This is a genomic window from Pseudomonas sp. NFR02 (assembly GCF_900119375.1).
In the GTDB taxonomy this organism is placed as follows: Bacteria; Pseudomonadota; Gammaproteobacteria; order Pseudomonadales; family Pseudomonadaceae; genus Aquipseudomonas; species Aquipseudomonas paracarnis.
The window spans coordinates 831,647-850,040 of the sequence record NZ_FPJJ01000002.1; the positions used below are offsets into that span (position 1 = coordinate 831,647).

Annotated in this window: 17 protein-coding genes and 3 pseudogenes; 9 read left to right on the plus strand and 11 right to left on the minus strand. The window is 58.5% G+C overall.

Going from position 1 to position 18,394, the window contains the following annotated elements; translation table 11 throughout:
* Positions 1-24: 24 nt before the first annotated feature.
* Together BT199_RS09585 and BT199_RS09590 are read left to right on the plus strand one after the other, a co-directional pair.
* Entirely contained in the window at positions 25-957 is a 933-nt protein-coding gene (locus BT199_RS09585) for a 3,5-dioxohexanoate:acetyl-CoA acetone transferase (protein ID WP_019818448.1), read from the plus strand.
* Positions 958-1,036: 79 nt separating this feature from the next.
* On the plus strand, positions 1,037-2,383 hold the full coding sequence (locus BT199_RS09590) for an MFS transporter (protein WP_019818444.1): 1,347 nt from the start codon (positions 1,037-1,039) through the stop codon (positions 2,381-2,383).
* On the opposite strand, the gene BT199_RS27230 is transcribed toward BT199_RS09590, so the two are convergent.
* A complete protein-coding gene (locus BT199_RS27230; RefSeq protein ID WP_155766211.1) occupies positions 2,338-2,514 on the minus strand; it encodes a hypothetical protein in 177 nt (58 codons plus the stop codon). The genes BT199_RS09590 and BT199_RS27230 overlap by 46 nt on opposite strands.
* 129 nt (positions 2,515-2,643) lie before the next feature.
* On the opposite strand from BT199_RS27230, the gene BT199_RS09595 reads away from it, so the two are divergent.
* Positions 2,644-3,567, plus strand: a complete 924-nt coding sequence (locus BT199_RS09595; RefSeq protein WP_014717462.1) for a LysR substrate-binding domain-containing protein — start codon at positions 2,644-2,646, stop codon at positions 3,565-3,567.
* A 140-nt stretch (positions 3,568-3,707) separates the two neighbouring features.
* On the opposite strand, the pseudogene BT199_RS27420 reads toward BT199_RS09595, so the two are convergent.
* The 3 genes and pseudogenes from BT199_RS27420 to BT199_RS09610 all read right to left on the minus strand — a co-directional run.
* Positions 3,708-3,821 (minus strand): annotated as a pseudogene (locus BT199_RS27420) (resolvase); the annotation flags it as partial.
* Positions 3,822-4,099: 278 nt separating this feature from the next.
* Positions 4,100-4,372 carry a hypothetical protein gene (locus BT199_RS09605; RefSeq protein WP_072434358.1) on the minus strand — a complete coding sequence of 91 codons (273 nt, stop codon included), beginning with the start codon at positions 4,370-4,372 and terminating at the stop codon, positions 4,100-4,102.
* The gene (locus BT199_RS09610; protein ID WP_256575943.1) at positions 4,369-6,309 is read right to left on the minus strand and encodes an S-type pyocin domain-containing protein; all 1,941 of its coding nucleotides are present in this window, start codon (positions 6,307-6,309) and stop codon (positions 4,369-4,371) included. Before BT199_RS09610 ends, BT199_RS09605 begins: the two co-directional genes overlap by 4 nt.
* A 288-nt stretch (positions 6,310-6,597) precedes the next feature.
* On the opposite strand from BT199_RS09610, the pseudogene BT199_RS09615 reads away from it, so the two are divergent.
* The 3 genes and pseudogenes from BT199_RS09615 to BT199_RS09625 all read left to right on the plus strand — a co-directional run.
* Positions 6,598-6,900, plus strand: a pseudogene (locus BT199_RS09615) (DUF4158 domain-containing protein); the annotation flags it as partial.
* Between the two features lie 20 nt (positions 6,901-6,920).
* Positions 6,921-7,161, plus strand: a pseudogene (locus tag BT199_RS09620) (Tn3 family transposase); the annotation flags it as partial.
* 74 nt (positions 7,162-7,235) lie between these two features.
* Positions 7,236-7,598, plus strand: coding sequence for a 5-carboxymethyl-2-hydroxymuconate Delta-isomerase (locus BT199_RS09625; RefSeq protein WP_014717463.1), 363 nt, complete (start codon positions 7,236-7,238; stop codon positions 7,596-7,598).
* Between the two features lie 20 nt (positions 7,599-7,618).
* On the opposite strand, the gene BT199_RS09630 is transcribed toward BT199_RS09625, so the two are convergent.
* From BT199_RS09630 to BT199_RS09645, 4 genes are all read right to left on the minus strand, one after another.
* Complete coding sequence (locus tag BT199_RS09630) at positions 7,619-8,554, minus strand: LysR family transcriptional regulator (protein ID WP_014717464.1); 936 nt, start codon at positions 8,552-8,554, stop codon at positions 7,619-7,621.
* A 137-nt stretch (positions 8,555-8,691) separates the two neighbouring features.
* The gene (locus BT199_RS09635) at positions 8,692-9,879 is read right to left on the minus strand and encodes a cyanate transporter (RefSeq protein ID WP_072434359.1); all 1,188 of its coding nucleotides are present in this window, start codon (positions 9,877-9,879) and stop codon (positions 8,692-8,694) included.
* A 90-nt stretch (positions 9,880-9,969) separates the two neighbouring features.
* Complete coding sequence (locus BT199_RS09640) at positions 9,970-11,376, minus strand: saccharopine dehydrogenase NADP-binding domain-containing protein (RefSeq protein WP_072434360.1); 1,407 nt, start codon at positions 11,374-11,376, stop codon at positions 9,970-9,972.
* 102 nt (positions 11,377-11,478) lie between these two features.
* Positions 11,479-13,101, minus strand: coding sequence for a 5-guanidino-2-oxopentanoate decarboxylase (locus tag BT199_RS09645; RefSeq protein WP_072434361.1), 1,623 nt, complete (start codon positions 13,099-13,101; stop codon positions 11,479-11,481).
* A gap of 111 nt (positions 13,102-13,212) precedes the next feature.
* Between BT199_RS09645 and BT199_RS09650 the strand changes: the two genes are divergently transcribed.
* The gene (locus BT199_RS09650; protein ID WP_072434362.1) at positions 13,213-14,085 is read left to right on the plus strand and encodes a LysR substrate-binding domain-containing protein; all 873 of its coding nucleotides are present in this window, start codon (positions 13,213-13,215) and stop codon (positions 14,083-14,085) included.
* A gap of 595 nt (positions 14,086-14,680) precedes the next feature.
* Here BT199_RS09650 and BT199_RS09660 read toward each other — a convergent pair.
* Together BT199_RS09660 and BT199_RS09665 are read right to left on the minus strand one after the other, a co-directional pair.
* A complete protein-coding gene (locus BT199_RS09660) occupies positions 14,681-15,295 on the minus strand; it encodes an NAD(P)-dependent oxidoreductase (protein ID WP_014717468.1) in 615 nt (204 codons plus the stop codon).
* Positions 15,296-15,329: 34 nt separating this feature from the next.
* Positions 15,330-16,196 (minus strand): MBL fold metallo-hydrolase, encoded by an 867-nt coding sequence (locus tag BT199_RS09665; protein WP_019818268.1) that lies wholly within the window; start codon positions 16,194-16,196, stop codon positions 15,330-15,332.
* Positions 16,197-16,301: 105 nt separating this feature from the next.
* Here BT199_RS09665 and BT199_RS09670 point away from each other — a divergent pair, with 105 nt between their 5' ends.
* Together BT199_RS09670 and BT199_RS09675 are read left to right on the plus strand one after the other, a co-directional pair.
* Positions 16,302-17,207, plus strand: a complete 906-nt coding sequence (locus BT199_RS09670; protein WP_014717470.1) for a LysR family transcriptional regulator — start codon at positions 16,302-16,304, stop codon at positions 17,205-17,207.
* A 100-nt stretch (positions 17,208-17,307) separates the two neighbouring features.
* Positions 17,308-17,487: a hypothetical protein gene (locus BT199_RS09675; RefSeq protein WP_003189580.1), complete on the plus strand. Its 180-nt coding sequence runs from the start codon at positions 17,308-17,310 to the stop codon at positions 17,485-17,487.
* On the opposite strand, the gene BT199_RS09680 is transcribed toward BT199_RS09675, so the two are convergent.
* Entirely contained in the window at positions 17,480-18,355 is an 876-nt protein-coding gene (locus tag BT199_RS09680) for a helix-turn-helix domain-containing protein (RefSeq protein WP_014717471.1), read from the minus strand. The two genes, BT199_RS09675 and BT199_RS09680, sit on opposite strands and share 8 nt — an antisense overlap.
* Between the last annotated feature and the right edge of the window lie 39 nt (positions 18,356-18,394).

Sequence of the window (18,394 nt, forward strand, 5' to 3'; positions counted from 1 at the left end):
AAGAATAAAAGTCGGAGAATCGTCATGCCCAAAAATCGCCCTGTCATCATTACCTGTGCTGTTACCGGCGCCATTCATACGCCGTCGATGTCACCGCATTTGCCCATCACCGCGCAGCAAATCGCCGACGCAGCCATCGGCGCCGCCCAAGCTGGCGCGGCCATTGTGCACTTGCATGCCCGTGACCCGATTGATGGGCGCCCTAGCCAGGACCCGGCGCTGTTCGCCGAATTTTTGCCGCAGATCAAGGCGGCCAGTGACGTGGTGATCAACATCACCACCGGCGGCGCGCCGACTATGGGCGTGGAGGAGCGCCTGCAACCGGTGATGCAGTTCAAGCCGGAATTGGCCTCGTTGAACATGGGGTCGATGAATTTCGGGCTGTACGAAATGCTCAACCGCTTTACCGAGTTCCAGCACGATTGGGAACGCCCGTATCTGGAAGAGAGCGACGACCGGATCTTTCGCAACACCTTCCGCGACATTGCCCACATCCTCAATGCCTGTGCCGATAACCGCACCCGCTTTGAAATCGAGTGCTACGACATCGGCCACCTCTACACCGCCGCGCATTTCCTGGAACGCGGCTTGCTCAAACCACCGCTGTTTATCCAGTCGGTGTTTGGTCTGCGTGGCGGCATCGGTGGGCACCCGGAAGACCTGGCGCACATGCGGCGCACTGCTGACCGCCTGTTTGGCGATGACTACGTGTGGTCGATCCTCGGTGCCGGGCGTGGGCAGATCCCGCTGGCGACCATGGGCCTGTCCATGGGCAGCAACGCACGGGTGGGCCTGGAGGATTCGTTGTGGGACGGGCCGGGCAAGCTGGCGGCTTCGAATGCCGACCAGGTACGGCGCATTCGCACGGTGATCGAAGCTCTCGGCCACCGCGTCGCCACGCCCGATGAAGCGCGGGAAATCCTCGGGCTCAAGGGGCGTGACCAGGTCAATTTCTGATCCCGTTTATTTATCGACAAAAAGGCCGCGTCATGACGTGGCCGACATTCCCGCACAACAACAATAAGGGGATCACACCATGCGTATCGAAGTGCCCAAGCACGTCAAGACCGGTTCACCCCGTGAACCGCAGGCCCTCAACAGACTGATGTTTGCCAAGTTGATGCCACTGTTGATCATTGCCTACATTCTGAGCTTTCTGGATCGCACCAACATCGCCCTGGCCAAGCATCACCTGGACGTCGACTTGGGTATTTCTGCCGCCGCCTACGGGTTGGGCGCCGGACTGTTTTTCCTGACCTATGCACTGTCAGAAATCCCCAGCAACCTGATCATGCACAAGGTTGGAGCGCGGTTCTGGATCGCCCGCATCATGGTGACCTGGGGCCTGATCTCTGCGGCGATGGCGTTTGTGCAGGGCGAAACGTCGTTCTACGTATTGCGCCTGCTGCTGGGTATTGCCGAAGCCGGTTTATTTCCCGGTGTCATGCTGTACCTGACCTACTGGTTCAACCGCGAACAGCGGGCGCGCGCCACCGGGTATTTCCTGCTGGGCGTGTGCTTTGCCAACATCATCGGTGGCCCTGTGGGCGCGGCTTTGATGCGTATGGACGGTATGCTCGGCTGGCACGGCTGGCAGTGGATGTTCCTACTCGAAGGCCTGCCCGCCGTGGCGTTTGCCTGGGTGGTGTGGCGCAAGTTGCCGGACCGTCCGAGCAAGGCGCCGTGGCTGTCGGCCGAAGAAGCACGCGGTATTGAACAGCGTATCGCCCAGGAAACCGAGGAAGGTGCGGGGGCGGGCGGCCATGCGTTGAAAAACTGGCTGACGCCGCAAATCCTGCTGGCGATCTTTGTGTATTTTTGCCATCAGATCACCCTCTACACCGTGATCTTTTTCTTGCCGAGCATCATCAGCAAATACGGCGAGTTGAGCACCATGAGTGTCGGCCTGCTGACCTCGTTGCCGTGGATCGCGGCGGCACTGGGTGCGGTATTGATCCCGCGTTTTGCGACCACGCCCGGGCGTTGCCGCCGGCTGCTGGTCACTGGGTTGCTGACCATGGCATTGGGGCTGGGCATTGCGTCGGTGTCGGGGCCGGTGTTCAGCCTGTTGGGTTTTTGCCTGTCTGCAGTGATGTTTTTTGTGGTGCAGTCGATCGTGTTTCTCTACCCGGCCTCGCGCCTCAAAGGCGTGGCCTTGGCGGGAGGGCTGGGGTTTGTGAATGCGTGCGGGTTGTTGGGCGGCTTTGTCGGGCCGTCGGTGATGGGCGCCATTGAGATGAGCACGGGCAATGCCATGAACGGCTTGAAAGTCATTACCGTGGTGTTGGTGGTGGCTGCGTTGTCGGCTTTACGCCTGCGCCAGGGCCAGGAAGCGTCTCACACCAGCAACGAAGTGGGGAATCCGGAAGCCAGCACCAGGTAAACCAGCACCGCCGCCAGGCACAAGCCGACAAATGCGCGCAGCAGTGTCCTGGCGGTGGGGTGCACAATGAATTTGATGGCCCAGAGCAAAGCCCCGCTGAGCAGGACGCTTAAGGCGAAAATGACCAGCACAAGGGGGTACCTGCAACCTTCAAGACCTGATTTATAGTCCCAAACCCGTTTATTGAACAGTGCGCACATAGACGCAGCCCCGCAGCCTTCCTAAACTGCCGCTTGTCTTGGGCAAAGGGGCAGGCGCCGATGAATCGCAATGAATTACGCAAGGCCGACATCAACTTGATGGTGGTCTTCGAAGCACTGATGCTCGAGCGCAATGTGACGCGGGTGGCGGAGAAGCTGTTTCTCGGCCAACCGACCATCAGCTCGGCCCTCAACCGCCTGCGTACCCTGTTCAACGACCCACTGTTTATTCGTGTCGGCCATCGCATGGAGCCTACGGCGCGCGCCGAGGAGATCATCCAGCACCTGTCGCCAGCCCTGGACTCGCTGTCTTCGGCCCTGAGCCTGACCCATGATTTCGACCCGTCCATCAGCACCATGACTTTCCGCATCGGCCTGTCCGATGACGTGGAGTTCGGCCTGCTGCCACCCTTGCTGCGCGCCTTGCGCCAGGAGGCGCCGCAGGTGGTGTTTGTGGTGCAGCATGTGGATTACTGGCGCATTCCGGACTTGTTGGCTTCCGGCGATATTACCGTCGGCATCACCCAGACCCGCGGGCTGCCGGCCAATGCCAAGCGCAAGCTGTTGCGGCACATCCGCCCGTGCCTGCTGCGCGCCGATGCCTCGGACACACCGCTGACCCTCGACGAATATTGCGCACGGCCCCACGTGCTGGTGTCCCACACCGCCAACGTCGCCGGGTTTGCCGATGAGTGGCTGGCAGAAGTGGGTCGCAAACGTCATGTGGTGCTCTCGGTGCCGCAATACAGCTCGTTGCCGGCCTTGCTTGCCGGCACCGACATGATCGCCAGCCTGCCCGATTACACCGCCCAGGCCATGGCCGCCAGCGGGAACCTGTTCTGCGAGCCGTTCCCGTTCGAAACCCCGACTCTGGATTTGTCGATGGTGTGGCTCAGCCATGTCGACACCGACCCGGCGGAGCGCTGGATGCGCTCGCGGCTGGAGGCATTCATGAGTGATAGAGGGCTGGTGGCCAAAGCTTGAGGGTATATAGGGGGCGCATGAGAAAACGGAAAATAAAGCACTTTAAGCCGATTACAGCGACCTCAATGACCGGTACTTGCCCGCCGCCGAACTGGGCAAAGCTAAGTGCGCGAAGCCATATAAACTCAGGGTGCCTTGGCTATCATCATGTTGTTGATCGCGCCAAGCATGCGACTGGTGAACTCGTCGCTCTGGCTGACTCTCAACGCCAGATGGCTGGTGGGTAGATCGAGCGCGACTATACGAAGCCCTTTTTGAAGCGATAGTTACTTTGAGCATCCGGCAAACGAGCGAATACGGCGGCTTTTACTCTCTCGTATCATTTTGAGTGTTCACATATTAACGTATCAAATTGAACGTATCAGTAATGGAAAATCTCCCCAGACCTGATTTCTTCTAGATGCATCATTTTATGTATATCTAAAAATACAAATCTCAGGAGTTTTCTCCGCGCAGAATGGAACAATTTGTCAAGGTCCGTGAAAAAAGAAAGCCCAGCGTGAGGCCGGGCTTTTTTAAATGGCGCTACATATTATTCAAACATGTATTTATTTTCAGTTATAAATGTTGGGTTTTTCCAGTTTGGACCTTTTGTCAAAGTTAGATTTTTACTAACAATCAACCCCTCTGAAACCATGTTATCAACTAGTTTCATAAGCTCCAGATTGTTGCTGATATTCACCCAGTTGTTTGTGTTATAAAGCCGATCAAGTATTGGGTATGAAATACCATTTTCGCCTCGCGTGACGAAAAGAATAACATCTCTCGGATTTTCTTCTTTCACTATTGTGTCAATGATACTCATTTGTTTTCCCTCTCGATTTGAATTTTATCTGCTTCCAATGCTTCTGGTGTATAGAACAAGTCAGAGCCGTCTTTTAGCTTGTAGTCTTCTAAAGTGGCAGCATGGGCACTATTCCATATAGTTCCATCTTCCGGTTTTACGCCATCGGCGACTCCCAAGGTTCTATACCGCTCTAGCTCGCGAATTTCATGGGTGTAAAAGCGTTTATCTACATCAGTAAGAGAGATTTCGCCACTCAAGATTTTTTCTAAACGATCAATCATTAAATTATTTGCATCTGACGGTCCAAATCGGCCTGTATGCAACTTGACCAGGTCGATACCTTCCTGAGTCACTGATGCCGTTGTCCAGTCTAGGTCTTGAGTGGGGCCTCCCGCTTTGTCGGGATTGTACATCCGTCCGCTGTGTTCACCTTTGGTGGTAGCGCCTTCATACGGACTACTAAACACCGCATAAGTCGGCGGTAAACCCGAATCTGCGGGGTACACGTAGATACCATCTCGGATGGTCAACTGGCTGGCAATCGGAAACGGCTCAGTTTTGACCTCAATTGGGGTCAGCGTGATGCCGGTATAAACCGGATTTTCCACTGGTTGCGCTGGGGTCGCCGTTGAACTATCACCTGGTACCGCGATTGGAAATGTCAGAGTGATCGGCGGTGTATCGGTTGTAGTAAACGTATAGGCGTTGGCCACAGGATCAAGCACCAATGCCCTTACCGGAACACTGGGGGCTAGTCCACCAGTGACCTGGGTGGCCACTACCGAATACTTCGATTGATCACCATAAATCCGATATGGCACATCAACCGTCCCACCAGCCGCCGCTACCTCGAGAAGATTATCAGGCAGGCTAGGCGCCAGTTCCTTAGCTGGCAGGTCCAGCATTGTCGCGGGCAGCTCCCCGTTGCCAAGAGACTCTGAATACATCAAAGCTCCAATACCGACAGCCGTGGCCGCACTCACAACTGTACCCAGCGCTACCTTAGCCGCTTGAATCGCGGCCTCCAACGTAACGCCTGAACCTGCCGTGACTGCAATAGAGCCTGCTGCCGTACTCAGTTGCGTAGCACCGGCTGCGGGAAGCCTGAATGTGTAAGCTGCTTTAAGTGCTGCGGCTTCAGCGGCTACCCTAGCAGCCTCACTTGCTGCAGCTTCATCCGCGATCCGCTTAGCTTCCGTCTCGGCGGCTATCCTGGCAGCTTCAGCAGCAGCTGCTTCGTCTGCAACACGTTTGGCTTCGGCTTCAGCCGCCAATCGAGCAGCCTCGGCGGCTGCGGCTTCATCGGCAATACGCTTAGCTTCAGCCTCCGCCACGCGTTGTGCTTCAGCTTCAGCGGCAATGCGGCTTTGTTCAGCTGCGATAGCGGTAAGTGCATCCTCTTTCGCTTTTAGCCGGTTCGCCATTTCCGAATAAACTTGAGAGACTTTATACGAATAATACGCAGTGGCCCAATCCGTTAGCAGTTTATAATCTGGAGAAGGGCCCGCAAGGTTGTTTGGATAAAAGTCTACCAGATCATAACCCGAATCTTTCATTGGAATACCAACGAAGAAAGATTGGGCTTCCTGTAATCTATTATTCGCCAACCCTTGAGCTTCAACCCTCATCCTGGAAACGATACCAAGCTCTTTCAAAATGGTTTCAGATGGCGTTTCTGAACTCATTGGCGCATTTGAACCACCGGACCCTTTTATGCCTTGATCGATTTTAGAATCGATATTGGCAATATCTTCTTCATTCCTTTTTTTGATTTCTTCCTCGCGCAACTTAATGACTTGTTCTGTGTAATCAGTTACCGCCATTACTGCTGATAAATGGTCCGCCATTCCTTCCGGGGGGGCGTTATAGTTTGTGCTCCCTCCTACTCCACCCACCTCAAAGTCTGGCTCTGGCCCAATCCATACAGGGCCTATTTCCATCGGTCCGTCTGACATATCGTTCTCCATAACTAGGTCAAAATGCCAAAAAATGGCAGATATTTAAGCCAGAAGCCCATATCTGGGCTTCTCCGGTTCCATGCCTGAGAAGCCACCTACGACAGCAGTGCTTAGGAGGTGGAACCCATGCGCACAACAACTGTACATAAGTACAGCCATTGCACCAAGATTAAATATGCATAAATGCATATTTTCAGATGGGCGGTATTGATAGCTATTTGCGTCTATGGTCAGTAGACAGTAAATCTGCCCTGACATGCCAATGCTTTCAAGAGAAGGGGCTATATGTCGCAGCGTTCGATCCTATCTGCCGCCGAAGCGCGAAGGTCTGTGCGCGCTGCCAGACACCCGAGACGAGTTGATCCGCCACTACACATTCAGCGACGCTGATCTCTCGATTATTCGACAACGACGTGGAGCGGCGATCGCTTGGGTTTCGCGGATCAGCTTTGCTACCTACGCTTTCCAGGCATCATTCTGGGCGCCGATGAGACGCCGCCCCCATCCTTATTAGGACTGGTCGCTGATCAGCTCAAGGTAAGCGTCGATAGTTGGGACGCTTATGGGCAGAGAGCAAACTCGACGCGAGCAGGTGTCGAGTAGTAATGCACCAGGCCAGCGGCCTCAATCTAGTGACGGCAGCTATCGTTTTTTGGAATACCGTCTAATTGGAGCGTGTGGTAAACGCTGTGCGTGACCACGGCCAAGGTGTTGATGACATGCTGTTGAGGTATCTCTCGCCGTTGGGCTGGGAACACATCAACCTGACCGGGGATTAATCTGTGGCGCAGCACCGCAAAGGTCGGATCGGGCAAGTTCAGGCCATTGCGACCGCTGCAATCGGCTTGAATGCGCTTATTTCCGTTTTCTGACGCGCCCCCTATATAGTTGGGCATCTTCCTACAAAAAACTCGGAGAAAAGCATGCCGCACCTGCACTTGGAACACACCGCCAACCTGACGCAACTGGACATCGACAAGGCCCTGTTGCGCCTTAACCATGCGTTGGTGGCCTCCGGTCAGTTCGGCGCCGAGTTCGACATCAAGAGCCGTGCGGTGGCGGTCGAGCGATTTCGGGTCGGCACTGGCCTGGGTGAGCGCGGTTTTGTTGCGGTGCGTCTGGCGTTATTGAGCGGGCGTTCGCCGCAGATCAAGAAGCAGCTATCAGAAAGCCTGCTGGCGGTGCTTCAGGACCTCGGCCCGTGGCCCGAAGGTGTGCAGGTACAGCTGAGTGTCGAGCTGCTGGATATTGATCGCGATTCCTACAGCAAAATCGCCATCGGCTGACTTCCACCATCGCCATCCAATTACAAAAGGCCCTGATCCGCACACACCTTCACCACTTGCTCCCGAAACCAGGTATTGGCGCTGTCCTGCCCACTGGTTTCGTTCCACTGCATATCCAGGGTGAACCCCGGCAAACCGTTAGGTGCTTCGCAAACACCGAATGCCGGCGCCGGTGCCAGTAACTTTTGCACGCGGCGGGGCAGGGTGACGATGAAGTCGGTGCCGGCAATCATCTTCAATGCCGCGCTGTAGCTGTTGGCCCGTGCAATCACCTGACGCTTGCGCGCCTGGCGCGCAAGCCAGCCGTCGATCATGTTGGTGTCGGAGGTCCAGGGTGTGGGGAATACGTGGCGCCGCTCAACGAAGGACTGCAGGCTGAACGCCTGTTCCCTCGGCGCTGAGCGTTGGTCGCACACGCAGACCAAGTCGTCCTCCAACAGCATCTGGGTCTTGAAGTCTTTGTGAGCGCGGTGAAAGTGCGGGCCGAAACAGATCACCAGGTCCAGGCGACCCTCACGCAGGTCGTCGGCGGGGATGTCGGTTTCCAGCTTCTGCACGTTGACGATCACCGGCAGGTCGGCATGGTCGAAACGCTTCAACAGGCGCGGCAGAATCAGCTGCTCGAAATATTCCGGCGCACACACATTGAAGGTCACGGCCTGTTGGGTCGGATCAAAAGCCTGGCCACCGGCATGGCACAGGTTGATGCTTTCCAAAATCTTCTGCACATGCTCGTACATGGTGGTGGCCTTGTACGTAGGACGCATGCCTGCGCGGGTGTTGATAAACAGCTCATCTTCAAAGCTGGTGCGCAGCTTCTTCAGGCTGTAGCTCACAGTGGACTGGCTGACGAACAGCGTTTCAGACACCTCGGTAACGCTGCTCTGGTCGTAGACGGCGATAAACACCATCAAATCCTGCATATCGAGCTTTCTGAGCAAGTTACTGTTTAGCATCGGTTTCGTCCGTAAACCCTTTGTACCGAACTCAGTACAAGACTGAGCAAAATGTTAACGGAACGCTCGTACCAATAGAAAGCTCTGTAGGACCCTTCTATGTTTCGTGTGGGACAAAAAATGTTTGTAATACGACGTCAGCGGATATGCCGTGCGTAATGCGCCGGGTTGAACCGCATCACGATCAGCAGCATCAGCCCGCTCACTGCCATCAATGACCACCAGGCCCATTCGAAGCTGCCCAACTGGTCGCGGATCATGCCGGCGATCAGCGGCGACAGGCCGGCGATCAGATAACCGATGCCCTGCACAAACGCGGTAAGGCCACCGGCACGGCGCGGGTTGTCGAGGTGGTCCAGGGACAGGATCAGGCTCATCGGGAACAGGCCGCCAATCCCCAGGCCTAGCAGGCAGGGCCACAACAGGCTCCAATGTTGCGGGCTGAGGATTAGGCCGCAGAAACCCAGGATGATCAGCACCAGCAGTACCGCCACCACGCCACGTTTATCCTGGCGGCGGTTGGCGATGGCCGGTGTGACCAGGCCGGAGATCACTTCCATGGCGGTCAAGAAACCCAGCAGCAAGCCTGCATTCTGTTCACTCCAACCCTGCTCGACGTAGTACGGCGCCAGCCATGCCAGCACACAGGTGTAGGACGCGGTGCCGAGGCCAAAAAAGATCGCCAGCAACCAGGCGCGGCGATTGCTGAAAAAAGCCTCCTGGGGGCCCGAACCGGCGTGGGGTAAGGGCGGCAGGGCCGAACGCTGCGCATACCAGAACACCAGGGCCAACAACGCCAGCAGTGCCCAGATCGCCAGGCCGATACGCCAGCTGCCGGTCTGGGTTTGCACCAACGGCGAGAACGAAGCAGCCAGGGCCGCGCCGCCCATGATCGCGGTGACATACAGGCCCATGAATAACGAAACATTGGCGCTGAAACGCGACTTGATCAGCGCCGGCATCAACGCCTGGATCAGCGCAATGCCGACACCCGCCGCAATGGCACTCGCGATCAGCTCCAGTGCCGAATCAAGGAACAGCCGCGACACAGTCGCCAGCCCAATCACCAGCAACGACGCCACAATGCTGCGATGCTCGCCCACGCGCTTGGCCAGGCCCATGCCAAAGAACATCGCCAGGCCCATGGCCATGACTGGCAACATGGTCAGTAAGGCGGCGGTGCTGAAACTTAGCGGCACATCCGCACGAATCGACGCCAATAACGGCCCCACGGCCGCCATCGACGGACGCAAATTGAGGGCGACGAGCACCACGCTGATCATCAGCCATAGTGCGCAGGTGGATTTTGCCTGAACGTTTTCCATGGGCCTGCCTTGAATGAACAAGGGCGAATCAGGCCATGGAGCGTGCAGCGGGGCAAATCAGAAAGTCGCAGGGGCTATTGAAAAAACGATTCAGGCCCCTGCGAACTGTGCAAATTGCCATGGGTACTCAACAGCGTCGCTTTTGTCCGGCGTGCCTGTGGTGGTCGGCCGCCAGTCAGTCTGCTGTGCAAGCACAGTCCCCAGGTAGGGACTGGCCGTGTCCAGAATGCGCATGTGGTCCATATCCTCGGCCTCGACAATACCGCGGTCGGGATTGCGCACCGCCCATACCATTCCCGCGAACACCCCCGCAGCGACCTGCAGGCTGGTGGCCGTATTGAACGGCACTAGGGCCCGCGCCTGATCAACCGACAGCACTGAGCCAAACCAATAGGCATTCAGGGCATGCCCCATGAGCAATACCCCGAGTGCATCGACGCCGCCGGCGGCAACGTCATTGCTCATTACTCGTTTAGTGCGCGGAGGCTGCCAGTTATTATCGATCAATTCATTGATCGATAATAACGCCTCGTCGCAGCAGCGGTAGGCATAGTGCAGTGTGGGCCGATAAATCACATCGCCGTGTTCGCGTAGCGTTAAGCAGTCGGCCAATGAACAGGTTTCATGGTGGGTAATCAGCAGGCCCAGGCAGCTCCCCTCCACAGGTGTCCAGGTTTTCAACAACACGGTGGCGCTGGGCTGATCCAGGTAGATCGAGTTTTTTGAACCGCTGCGATGACGCCGCGCGTCCTTGCGCCAGTTTCGCTCATGGGTGCCCCATGCCAACTCTGCCGGCTGTCCGCCCTCGCTGATAAAGCCGTCGACCGACCAGGTATTGACGAACTCTCCACTTTGTTTGGGCTGGGTGGAGCGTTGCGTATCGTGCTCGGCGATGTGCACCACCTTGACTCCCATCTGCATCGCCAGGCGGGCCCACTGCATTTGACCGTCAGCGATGGGCGCCGGGTGCTTGAGCTCGCCGGCCAATCTCATGAGGCCGGCCTTGAGCAAGTGCGAAATCAAGCCTGGGTTGGCACCATGGGCCACCACCGCCGTAGGCCCCTCGCCGAGCTGCTTGCGCAGTGTGAGCATCTGCTGGCGCAAGGCGTAATTGGTGCGTCGGGCGCTAGACGGTGATGGGTCGGTATAACCGCCGGCCCAGGGTTCGATACAGGTATCGAGGTACAACACGCCCGCATTCGCGGCATACGTCATCAAGGCGATAGAGCTGACGTCCACGGATAAATTGAGCAGGAAGTCGCCGGGGTCCACATGTCGGTCGAGCAAGTCTTCGTAGTTGTCTTTGTCCAAGTGCGCTTTGATAAAGACAATGCCCTGGGCTTCAAACCATGGGGATTGGTCAAGGATGGGCGCAATGACAGTAATGGTGCGCAGGATCAGTGTGTCCTGTTGTAGCAACAACGCGAGCGTGGCTTTGGCGATGGAGCCAAAGCCAATCACTACGAGGTTGCCGGAAAATATCGATGCCCTAGCCATGTTGCCTCCTTGTGCATTGTCATTGTGCATGGCTTGAGTGTTATGGCTTCGCGCGAGTGCGTCTACTGTCAGAATTCACAGGAAGCGTGAGTGATTCAAGGATCAAATCCCATTGTGCATTCGCAGCCTTTGGTCAATTTCGATGAGCGTCGGTCCCTCGTGATCAGCAGCGGCACGCAATGCGGTACGCAAATGTTCCATGCCACGAATGCTTTCTGCCGCACAGCCCAGAGCCTTGGCCACACCGATAAAGTCCGGCGTGTAGATGTCCACACCCACCGGCTCGATGTCACGGTTGACCATGTATTTCTTGATCTCTTCGTAACCCTGGTTATTCCACAGCAGCACGATCACCGGTGTACGCGCTTCCACCGCGCTGGCCAGTTCCGGCAGGGTGAATTGCAGCCCGCCGTCGCCGATCAGGCACACCACCGGTTGGCCATCGCCGCGCCCGAGCCAGGCGCCAATGGCGGCGGGCAGGGCATAACCCAGCGTGCCGTACCCGGTGGAGGCGTTGAACCAGCAGCGTGGGTGGTCGAGGTTCAGGGTCAGGTTGCCGCTGTACACCGGTTGAGTGGAGTCCCCCACGAACACTACGCCCGGCAGTTCCTCCAGAACGGCGTTGAGAAACCGGCTTTGCGCGCGCGTCGCAGCGTCCCACGTAGGTTCCAGCTCGGCCCATAAACGGGCGACGCGTGCTGTGCCCCAGTCGGTAGTGCGCGGCGTCAGCGGCTGGCGGTTGATTTCGGTGAGCAGGGCCTGGGCGGCGATGCGTGCGTCGGCCACTAGTGCCACTTGGGGCGGGTAGTTGCGTACGGTCTGGTCCGGGTCAATATCGATGCGCAACAGCGCACCGGGAATGTTGAAACCACCGGCGAAGGTGACGTCGTAGTCGGTCTCTGCCAACTCGGTGCCGATCGCCAATACCACGTCAGCCTCAGCCACCAGGGCACGGGTGGCGATCAGGGTTTGCGTGGAGCCGATCAGCAGCGGGTGCGCGGCCGGCAACATGCCCTTGGCGTTAATGGTGAGGGCCACGGGCGCGCCGAGGGCTTCTGCGAGGTGGGTCAGTTCGGCGGCTGCGTCAATGGCGCCGCCACCGGCCAGGATCAGCGGGCGCTTGGCCGCAGCCAGCCTCTGGCTCATCTGCTGCACGGCCGCCGGTGCCGCGCCAGCGCGGGCGACGCTGACAGGCGTGCTGCCCAGCAACGCGTCGGCATTTTCCACCAGTACATCCAGGGGAATCTCGATATGCACCGGGCGCGGCCGACCGGCCTGGAACACCGCAAACGCCCGCGCCAGCACGGCGGGCAGTTCGGCCGCCGACATCAAGGTGTGGGAGAACGCCGCCACCCCGGCCACCAGCGCGCTCTGGTTCGGCAGCTCATGCAACTTGCCGCGCCCGCCGCCCAGTTGGCTGCGTGACTGCACGCTGGATATCACCAGCATCGGGATCGAGTCGGCATAGGCCTGGCCCATGGCCGTGGTGATATTGGTCATGCCGGGGCCAGTGATGATAAAGCACACGCCGGGCTTGCCAGAGGTGCGCGCATAACCGTCGGCCATGAAGCCGGCGCCCTGTTCGTGGCGCGGGGTGACATGTCGAATGCTGGAGCGCGCCAAGCCCCGGTACAGCTCCACGGTGTGTACGCCGGGAATGCCGAATACGTGGTCCACGCCGTAGCGTTCCAGGAGGTGCACCAATACTTCGCCGCAGGTCGCCATACAGGTCGCTCTTGTGATGGGGTCGAAGCGCTATTGGAGCGGTTGGCCGGTGGCGGCAACAATCGATAAAAAGTCATACTCGCCATGTCCTCCCGTCATGGCTGCGCCCCGATGAAACGCCTCCCACCGTTACCTGCGTTGCACACCTTCTGGGTCACAGCCCAGTGCTGCAACTTCACCCGTGCCGCCGAACACCTGCACATTACCCAGGGCGCGGTGAGTCGACAGGTGGCCGGGTTGGAAAGCCAGTTGGGCTATGCCTTGTTTCAGCGCCAGGCGCGTGGCTTGAGCCTGACGGAGGAGGGGCGCGAATGGCTGGCATGCGCGCAACAGGTGTTTGGCTTGCTCGCTGACGCGGTGGAGCACATCGGTGACCGGCGCCGCACCTTGCAGCTCAAAGCGTCCACCTGCGTGATGCGCTGGTTGTTGCCGCGCTTGCTGCAATGGCAAAAAGAACGCCCGGATGTGCCGGTGGAGCTCACCACGACGGTGGCCTATAACGTCGACTTTCGTCGTGAGCCGTTTGACGCGGCGGTGATCTACGGGCCCATCGCCGAGCAGTCGGCCGAGGCGCGGCATCTGTTCGACGAGCGTCTCACGCCGGTCTGCGTGCCTGGGTTGCTGGGCAGTTTGCGTACGCCGCAGGATTTGCAGCATCAGGTACTGTTGCACCCGACCCGAGACGAGCGCGATTGGACGTTGTGGCTCAAGGCTGCCAATACCCGCTTGAGCGACCCCATCCAACGCCATCATTTCGAAACCTTGGACTTGGCAATGACTGTGGCGTCCCAGGGCACCGGGGTGGCGATGGGCGACAGTGCGCTGATTGGCGAGGATCTGAAGGCGGGGCGGTTGGCGATGCCGTTTGAACTGCGGGTGTCGACGGGGATGGGGTATTTCCTGGTGTATCCGCCGGGGAAGGAACCGTCGGTTGGGTTGGTCGCGCTGATGGATTGGTTGGTGAGTGAGGCCAGTGTGGGATGACAGCCTACGCCTATCTACCTGACTCGCCGCGATCCAACTGTGGCTGGCTTGCCTGCGATGACGGCCTGAAAGCCGATACCTATCTACCTGACACCCCGACGATCCAGATGTGGGAGCTGGCTTGCCTGCGATGAGGGCCTGAAAGCCAACGCCTATCTACCAGACACCCCACGATCCAACTGTGGGAGCGGGCTTGCTCGCGAAGGCGGACTGACAGTCAACACAGTTGGATTGTGTACATATCCATTGCTGCGGTAACGGCCGCTTAGGGTTCCGCTCTGACAGCGGGTCACTTTGGAAAAGAGCCGGAATGCCGGCCCCGCCCAAAGTAACCAAAGGGCTCTTGCCCCACCACTCGGCACCTCGCCTAGGCTCGGTGTGCCCGTAATCCGCCAGTGATTTGGGGGGCCGCCGCCACGCGCCATTCATGGCGCGGGGCGGTTAAACCGGCATCCCTGCCGGTTTACCCCCCAAATCACTGTCGAATTTCGGCCAGCGTGGTTTAACGGGGCGCCTAAGATCAAGATCAAAAGCAGATCAAAAGCAGATCAAGAGCGGCTCGCTTCGCATCGTGGTTAGCGTTGACGGCGTTGGGTCAGTAACCGACCGTAAAGCGCTGGCGCGAGTGCTTCGGTGTTTCCACTTCATCCAGCATGGCGATGGCGAAGTCGGCAAAACTGATCGAGCTGTTGCCGTCACTGTCCACCAGCAGATCATCCGTGCCCAGGCGGAATTTGCCGGTGCGCTCGGTGCCGTCGAACAGGGCCGATGGCGACAGGAAGGTCCAGTCCAGCTCCTTTTCCTGGCGCAGCGTTTCCAGGAATTGCGCCCCGGCACTGGCTTCAGCTTTATATTCAGCCGGGAACCCTTCGCTATCGATCACGCGCCCGCCACCGGGCAACAGCAGTGAACCGGCGCCGCCGACCACCAACAAACGTTTCACACCAGCCTTTTTCACCGGGCCGATCACGGCGCTGGCGGGAAGCGTGGCGAAGTGCGCGGCGCTGATCACCACGTCGCTGCCGCTGATGGCGTGTTGCAAGGCTTCGGCATCCAGGGCATCAACCTGTTTGACCGTAACGCCAGGACGCACAGCCAGCTTGTCGGTATTGCGGGCGATGGCGATGACGGTATGCCCGCGGCGCAGCGCTTCTTCCAGCAGTTGGCTACCGGCGCGGCCAGTGGCACCAATGATTGCGATCTTGCTCATGATGTTCTCCAACAGGGTTAAGGTTTAAAGCCAGTTACCACTTCATTTCGCCCTTGGCGACTTTGGCGCTCAGTTCCAGCGAGCTTTCGTCGGCGAGGGTGGGGTAGCGTTTTTTCATGGCCGCAATCAGGGCGGCGGAGTCCTTGGCCTTGGCGGTTTCGAGGTCGAAGGCCTTGATGTAATCGGCGGTGAAGGTGACCGAGGCCAGCGATGGCGTGCCCAGGTAATGGCCCGGCACCACGGTGTTCGGCTTCAGGTCTTCAATGCGCGTGAGGGTAGCCAGCCAGTCTTTATGGGATTGCGCGCTCTGGGTATCGGCCATCCAGACGTGGATGTTTTCAGCGACCACCACACCACCGACCACGGCCTTGATCGACGGAATCCACACAAAGCTGCGATCTGGCTGCGGGCCGTCAAGGCCAACCACTTCAAGCTGTTGCCCTTCCAGGGTCAGGCTGTGGCCTTTAAGCACTTGCGGCACAAGGGTCTTGGCCGGCTTGTCGGCGCCCATTTTCGGGCCCCAGAAGGCCAGCTTGTCGGCGACGGTGGCGTTGATATGGTCCACCACTGGCTGTGGCGCCAGCACTTTGGCGTCGGGGAAGGCGGCGGTCAGTGTGTCGAGGCCGAAGTAGTAGTCCGGGTCGCCATGGCTGATGTAGATGGTGGTCAGGTGCTTGCCGCTGGCGCGGATCTTCTGCACCAGCTGCTCGGCTTGGCCTTTGCCGAATTGCGCATCCACCAGGATCGCGTCTTTCTCGCCGCTCACCAGCACCGAGCTGACCGGGAAGATCGCGGCTTCGCCTGGGTTGTACACGTCGAGTTTCAGCTCTGCCGCTGCTGCGTGGGCAGCGAAGGCCAGGGCGGCGGTGGCCAGGGTCAAGCGTTTGAAGGTCGAGAACATCGGGCAGCTCCTGCCATCGGTAAGGGATGCACAGAGCTTAGTTGCATAAAACACGACAAAAAATGCGATGCTGGGACATAGTTTGTTTCTAAAATCGGGCAAATCATGGATCGTCTTCAAGCAATGCGCGTGTTTGTCACCGTGGTGGACCTGGGCAGCCAATCCGCCGCTGCCGACCACCTTGACCTGTCGCGCCCGGTGGTCTCGCGCTACCTGGCCGAGCTGGAAGACTGGGTGGGCGCACGCCTGCTGCACCGCACCACGCGCAAGCTCAGCCTCACCGCCGCCGGCGGAGAAACGCTGCCGCGTTGCCGGCAATTGTTGGAACTGTGCGGTGATATGCAGGCCGCCGTCAGCGAGCCCGATGATGCGCCCCGAGGCCTGTTGCGCCTGAGCGTCAGCACTTCGTTCGGCCAGGCGCAGCTGGGCGCGGCGATTGCCGAATACGTCAAGCTTTACCCCCTGGTGACGGTGGATTTGCAGATGCTTGATCGCACGGTGAACCTGGTGGACGAGCGCATCGACCTGGCGATCCGCACCAGCAACGATCTGGACCCCAACCTGATCGCCCGGCGCCTGACCGTATGTCGCTCGGTGGTATGCGCCACACCGGCTTATCTGCGCGAGCATCCGGCGCCGCAGAAAGTCGAAGACCTGGCCCGGCACAACTGCCTGACCCACTCTTACTTCGGCAAGAGCCTGTGGCATTTCGAAGAAAACGGAGAGCACGTGTCGGTGCCGGTCCACGGCAATATCACGGCCAACGAAGCCAGCACGTTAATGCGCGTGACGCTGGCCGGGGCAGGGGTGGCGATGTTGCCCAGTTATCAGGCCGGTGAGCTGATTCGCAGTGGGGAGTTGGTGCGCTTGCTGCCGCACGCCGAGCCGCGACAGATGAATATCTATGCGGTGTACGCCTCACGCAAACACATGCCTTCGGCGCTGCGTAGCCTCCTGGATTTCCTGGTGCTGCGGTTTCCCGAAGAGCCGGTTTGGGACATAGGGCTCTGAGGTGAAATAAGCGCGCTGAATGGCAGCGCATCATGGCAAGTTGCCCTGACTGACCTATGCTTTAAACAGCACCCTGTAGATCCGTTCAGAGGTCTGTGCCATGAGCATCAAAACCAGAAAGTACCTGACGATTTTCACCCTCTGCGCATTGGCGACAGCGCTGTATGGGACTGCCGCCTACCGCGTCGAGCAAACACGCATGCAGCCGGCGGCATTCGCCATCAGCTGCCATCAGGACCAATGCGTTCCCCGCACCGGCAGTTTCAGTGCGCTCAGGTAGGCTGCTCTGCCTTCAGTTGTTCACGAAACGCCTTGGGTGAAAACCCGACCCTGCGGCGAAACAGCCGTGAGAAGTTGGTCGGGTCTGAAAAGCCCAGCACCTCGGACATCTCGTTGATGGTCATGCTGGTGTAGGTCAGCAGGCGCTTGGCTTCCAGCAACTGGCGGTCATGCATGATCTGCAACGCCGGTTGCCCACCCAACTCCCGACACGTCCCGTTCAAGTGTGAGACCGAGATACCCAGCTTGTGGGCCAGGTCTTCAATCTTGGGGTGTTCGCGGTAATGCTGTTCGACCAGTTGCGTAAACCGCCGAAAGTACTCACGACCCCGTGGCGCCCGTGGGTGGCGGCGCTGGATCGCCTGGCGGCTGACCCACACCAATAACACGCTGACCAGGGCGTGCAGCATCATGTCCCGTGCCGGTTGGTCATCGGCGTATTCGTCCTGCAAACGTACGAACAGGCTGTTCAAGTAATCGCTGTCCTTGCCCGCCGGGTAGCTGCCGAGTGTGTGCAGGCCATCGACGGTAGAGCCCAGTTGCGCCTGCAAGTGGCTGACCAGCGGTGCCGACAGCGTTACCACAAACCCTTCCACATCCTCGGAAAAACGAAAGCCGTGCACGCAAAGCGGTGGCAGCACTTGTAGGCTCGACTCATTGAGCGTGGTGCGCTGGCCTTCGATTTCCAGTTGTGCCTGGCCTTTGTGCACATACAGCAACTGGCACAGGTCCGCGTGCCGGTGGGGCTGGATTTCCCACTGGTATTCCCGACTGCGCCGGGAAATGGTTTCGCAGTGCAACAAATCGGGAGTCGGCCACTGCTGGCTTTCCCCGTAAAGCTTGAAGACCGGAATCGCGGTTTTGGTCATGGTTTCAATCCGATACTCAGGATAGTGGTTCGGTAATCG

Excerpts from the sequence above, each read along its gene's own strand:
- BT199_RS09625 (WP_014717463.1), top strand. The coding sequence starts at position 7,236 with ATGCCGCACCTGCACTTGGAACACACCGCCAACCTGACGCAACTGGAC.
- BT199_RS09645 (WP_072434361.1), bottom strand. The coding sequence starts at position 13,101 with ATGGCGACCTGCGGCGAAGTATTGGTGCACCTCCTGGAACGCTACGGC.
- BT199_RS09595 (WP_014717462.1), top strand. The coding sequence starts at position 2,644 with ATGAATCGCAATGAATTACGCAAGGCCGACATCAACTTGATGGTGGTC.
- BT199_RS09640 (WP_072434360.1), bottom strand. The coding sequence starts at position 11,376 with ATGGCTAGGGCATCGATATTTTCCGGCAACCTCGTAGTGATTGGCTTT.
- BT199_RS09610 (WP_256575943.1), bottom strand. The coding sequence starts at position 6,309 with ATGTCAGACGGACCGATGGAAATAGGCCCTGTATGGATTGGGCCAGAG.
- BT199_RS09590 (WP_019818444.1), top strand. The coding sequence starts at position 1,037 with ATGCGTATCGAAGTGCCCAAGCACGTCAAGACCGGTTCACCCCGTGAA.
- BT199_RS09585 (WP_019818448.1), top strand. The coding sequence starts at position 25 with ATGCCCAAAAATCGCCCTGTCATCATTACCTGTGCTGTTACCGGCGCC.
- BT199_RS09680 (WP_014717471.1), bottom strand. The coding sequence starts at position 18,355 with ATGACCAAAACCGCGATTCCGGTCTTCAAGCTTTACGGGGAAAGCCAG.
- BT199_RS09670 (WP_014717470.1), top strand. The coding sequence starts at position 16,302 with ATGGATCGTCTTCAAGCAATGCGCGTGTTTGTCACCGTGGTGGACCTG.
- BT199_RS09675 (WP_003189580.1), top strand. The coding sequence starts at position 17,308 with ATGAGCATCAAAACCAGAAAGTACCTGACGATTTTCACCCTCTGCGCA.
- BT199_RS09605 (WP_072434358.1), bottom strand. The coding sequence starts at position 4,372 with ATGAGTATCATTGACACAATAGTGAAAGAAGAAAATCCGAGAGATGTT.
- BT199_RS09660 (WP_014717468.1), bottom strand. The coding sequence starts at position 15,295 with ATGAGCAAGATCGCAATCATTGGTGCCACTGGCCGCGCCGGTAGCCAA.
- BT199_RS09650 (WP_072434362.1), top strand. The coding sequence starts at position 13,213 with ATGAAACGCCTCCCACCGTTACCTGCGTTGCACACCTTCTGGGTCACA.
- BT199_RS09630 (WP_014717464.1), bottom strand. The coding sequence starts at position 8,554 with ATGCTAAACAGTAACTTGCTCAGAAAGCTCGATATGCAGGATTTGATG.
- BT199_RS09665 (WP_019818268.1), bottom strand. The coding sequence starts at position 16,196 with ATGTTCTCGACCTTCAAACGCTTGACCCTGGCCACCGCCGCCCTGGCC.
- BT199_RS09635 (WP_072434359.1), bottom strand. The coding sequence starts at position 9,879 with ATGGAAAACGTTCAGGCAAAATCCACCTGCGCACTATGGCTGATGATC.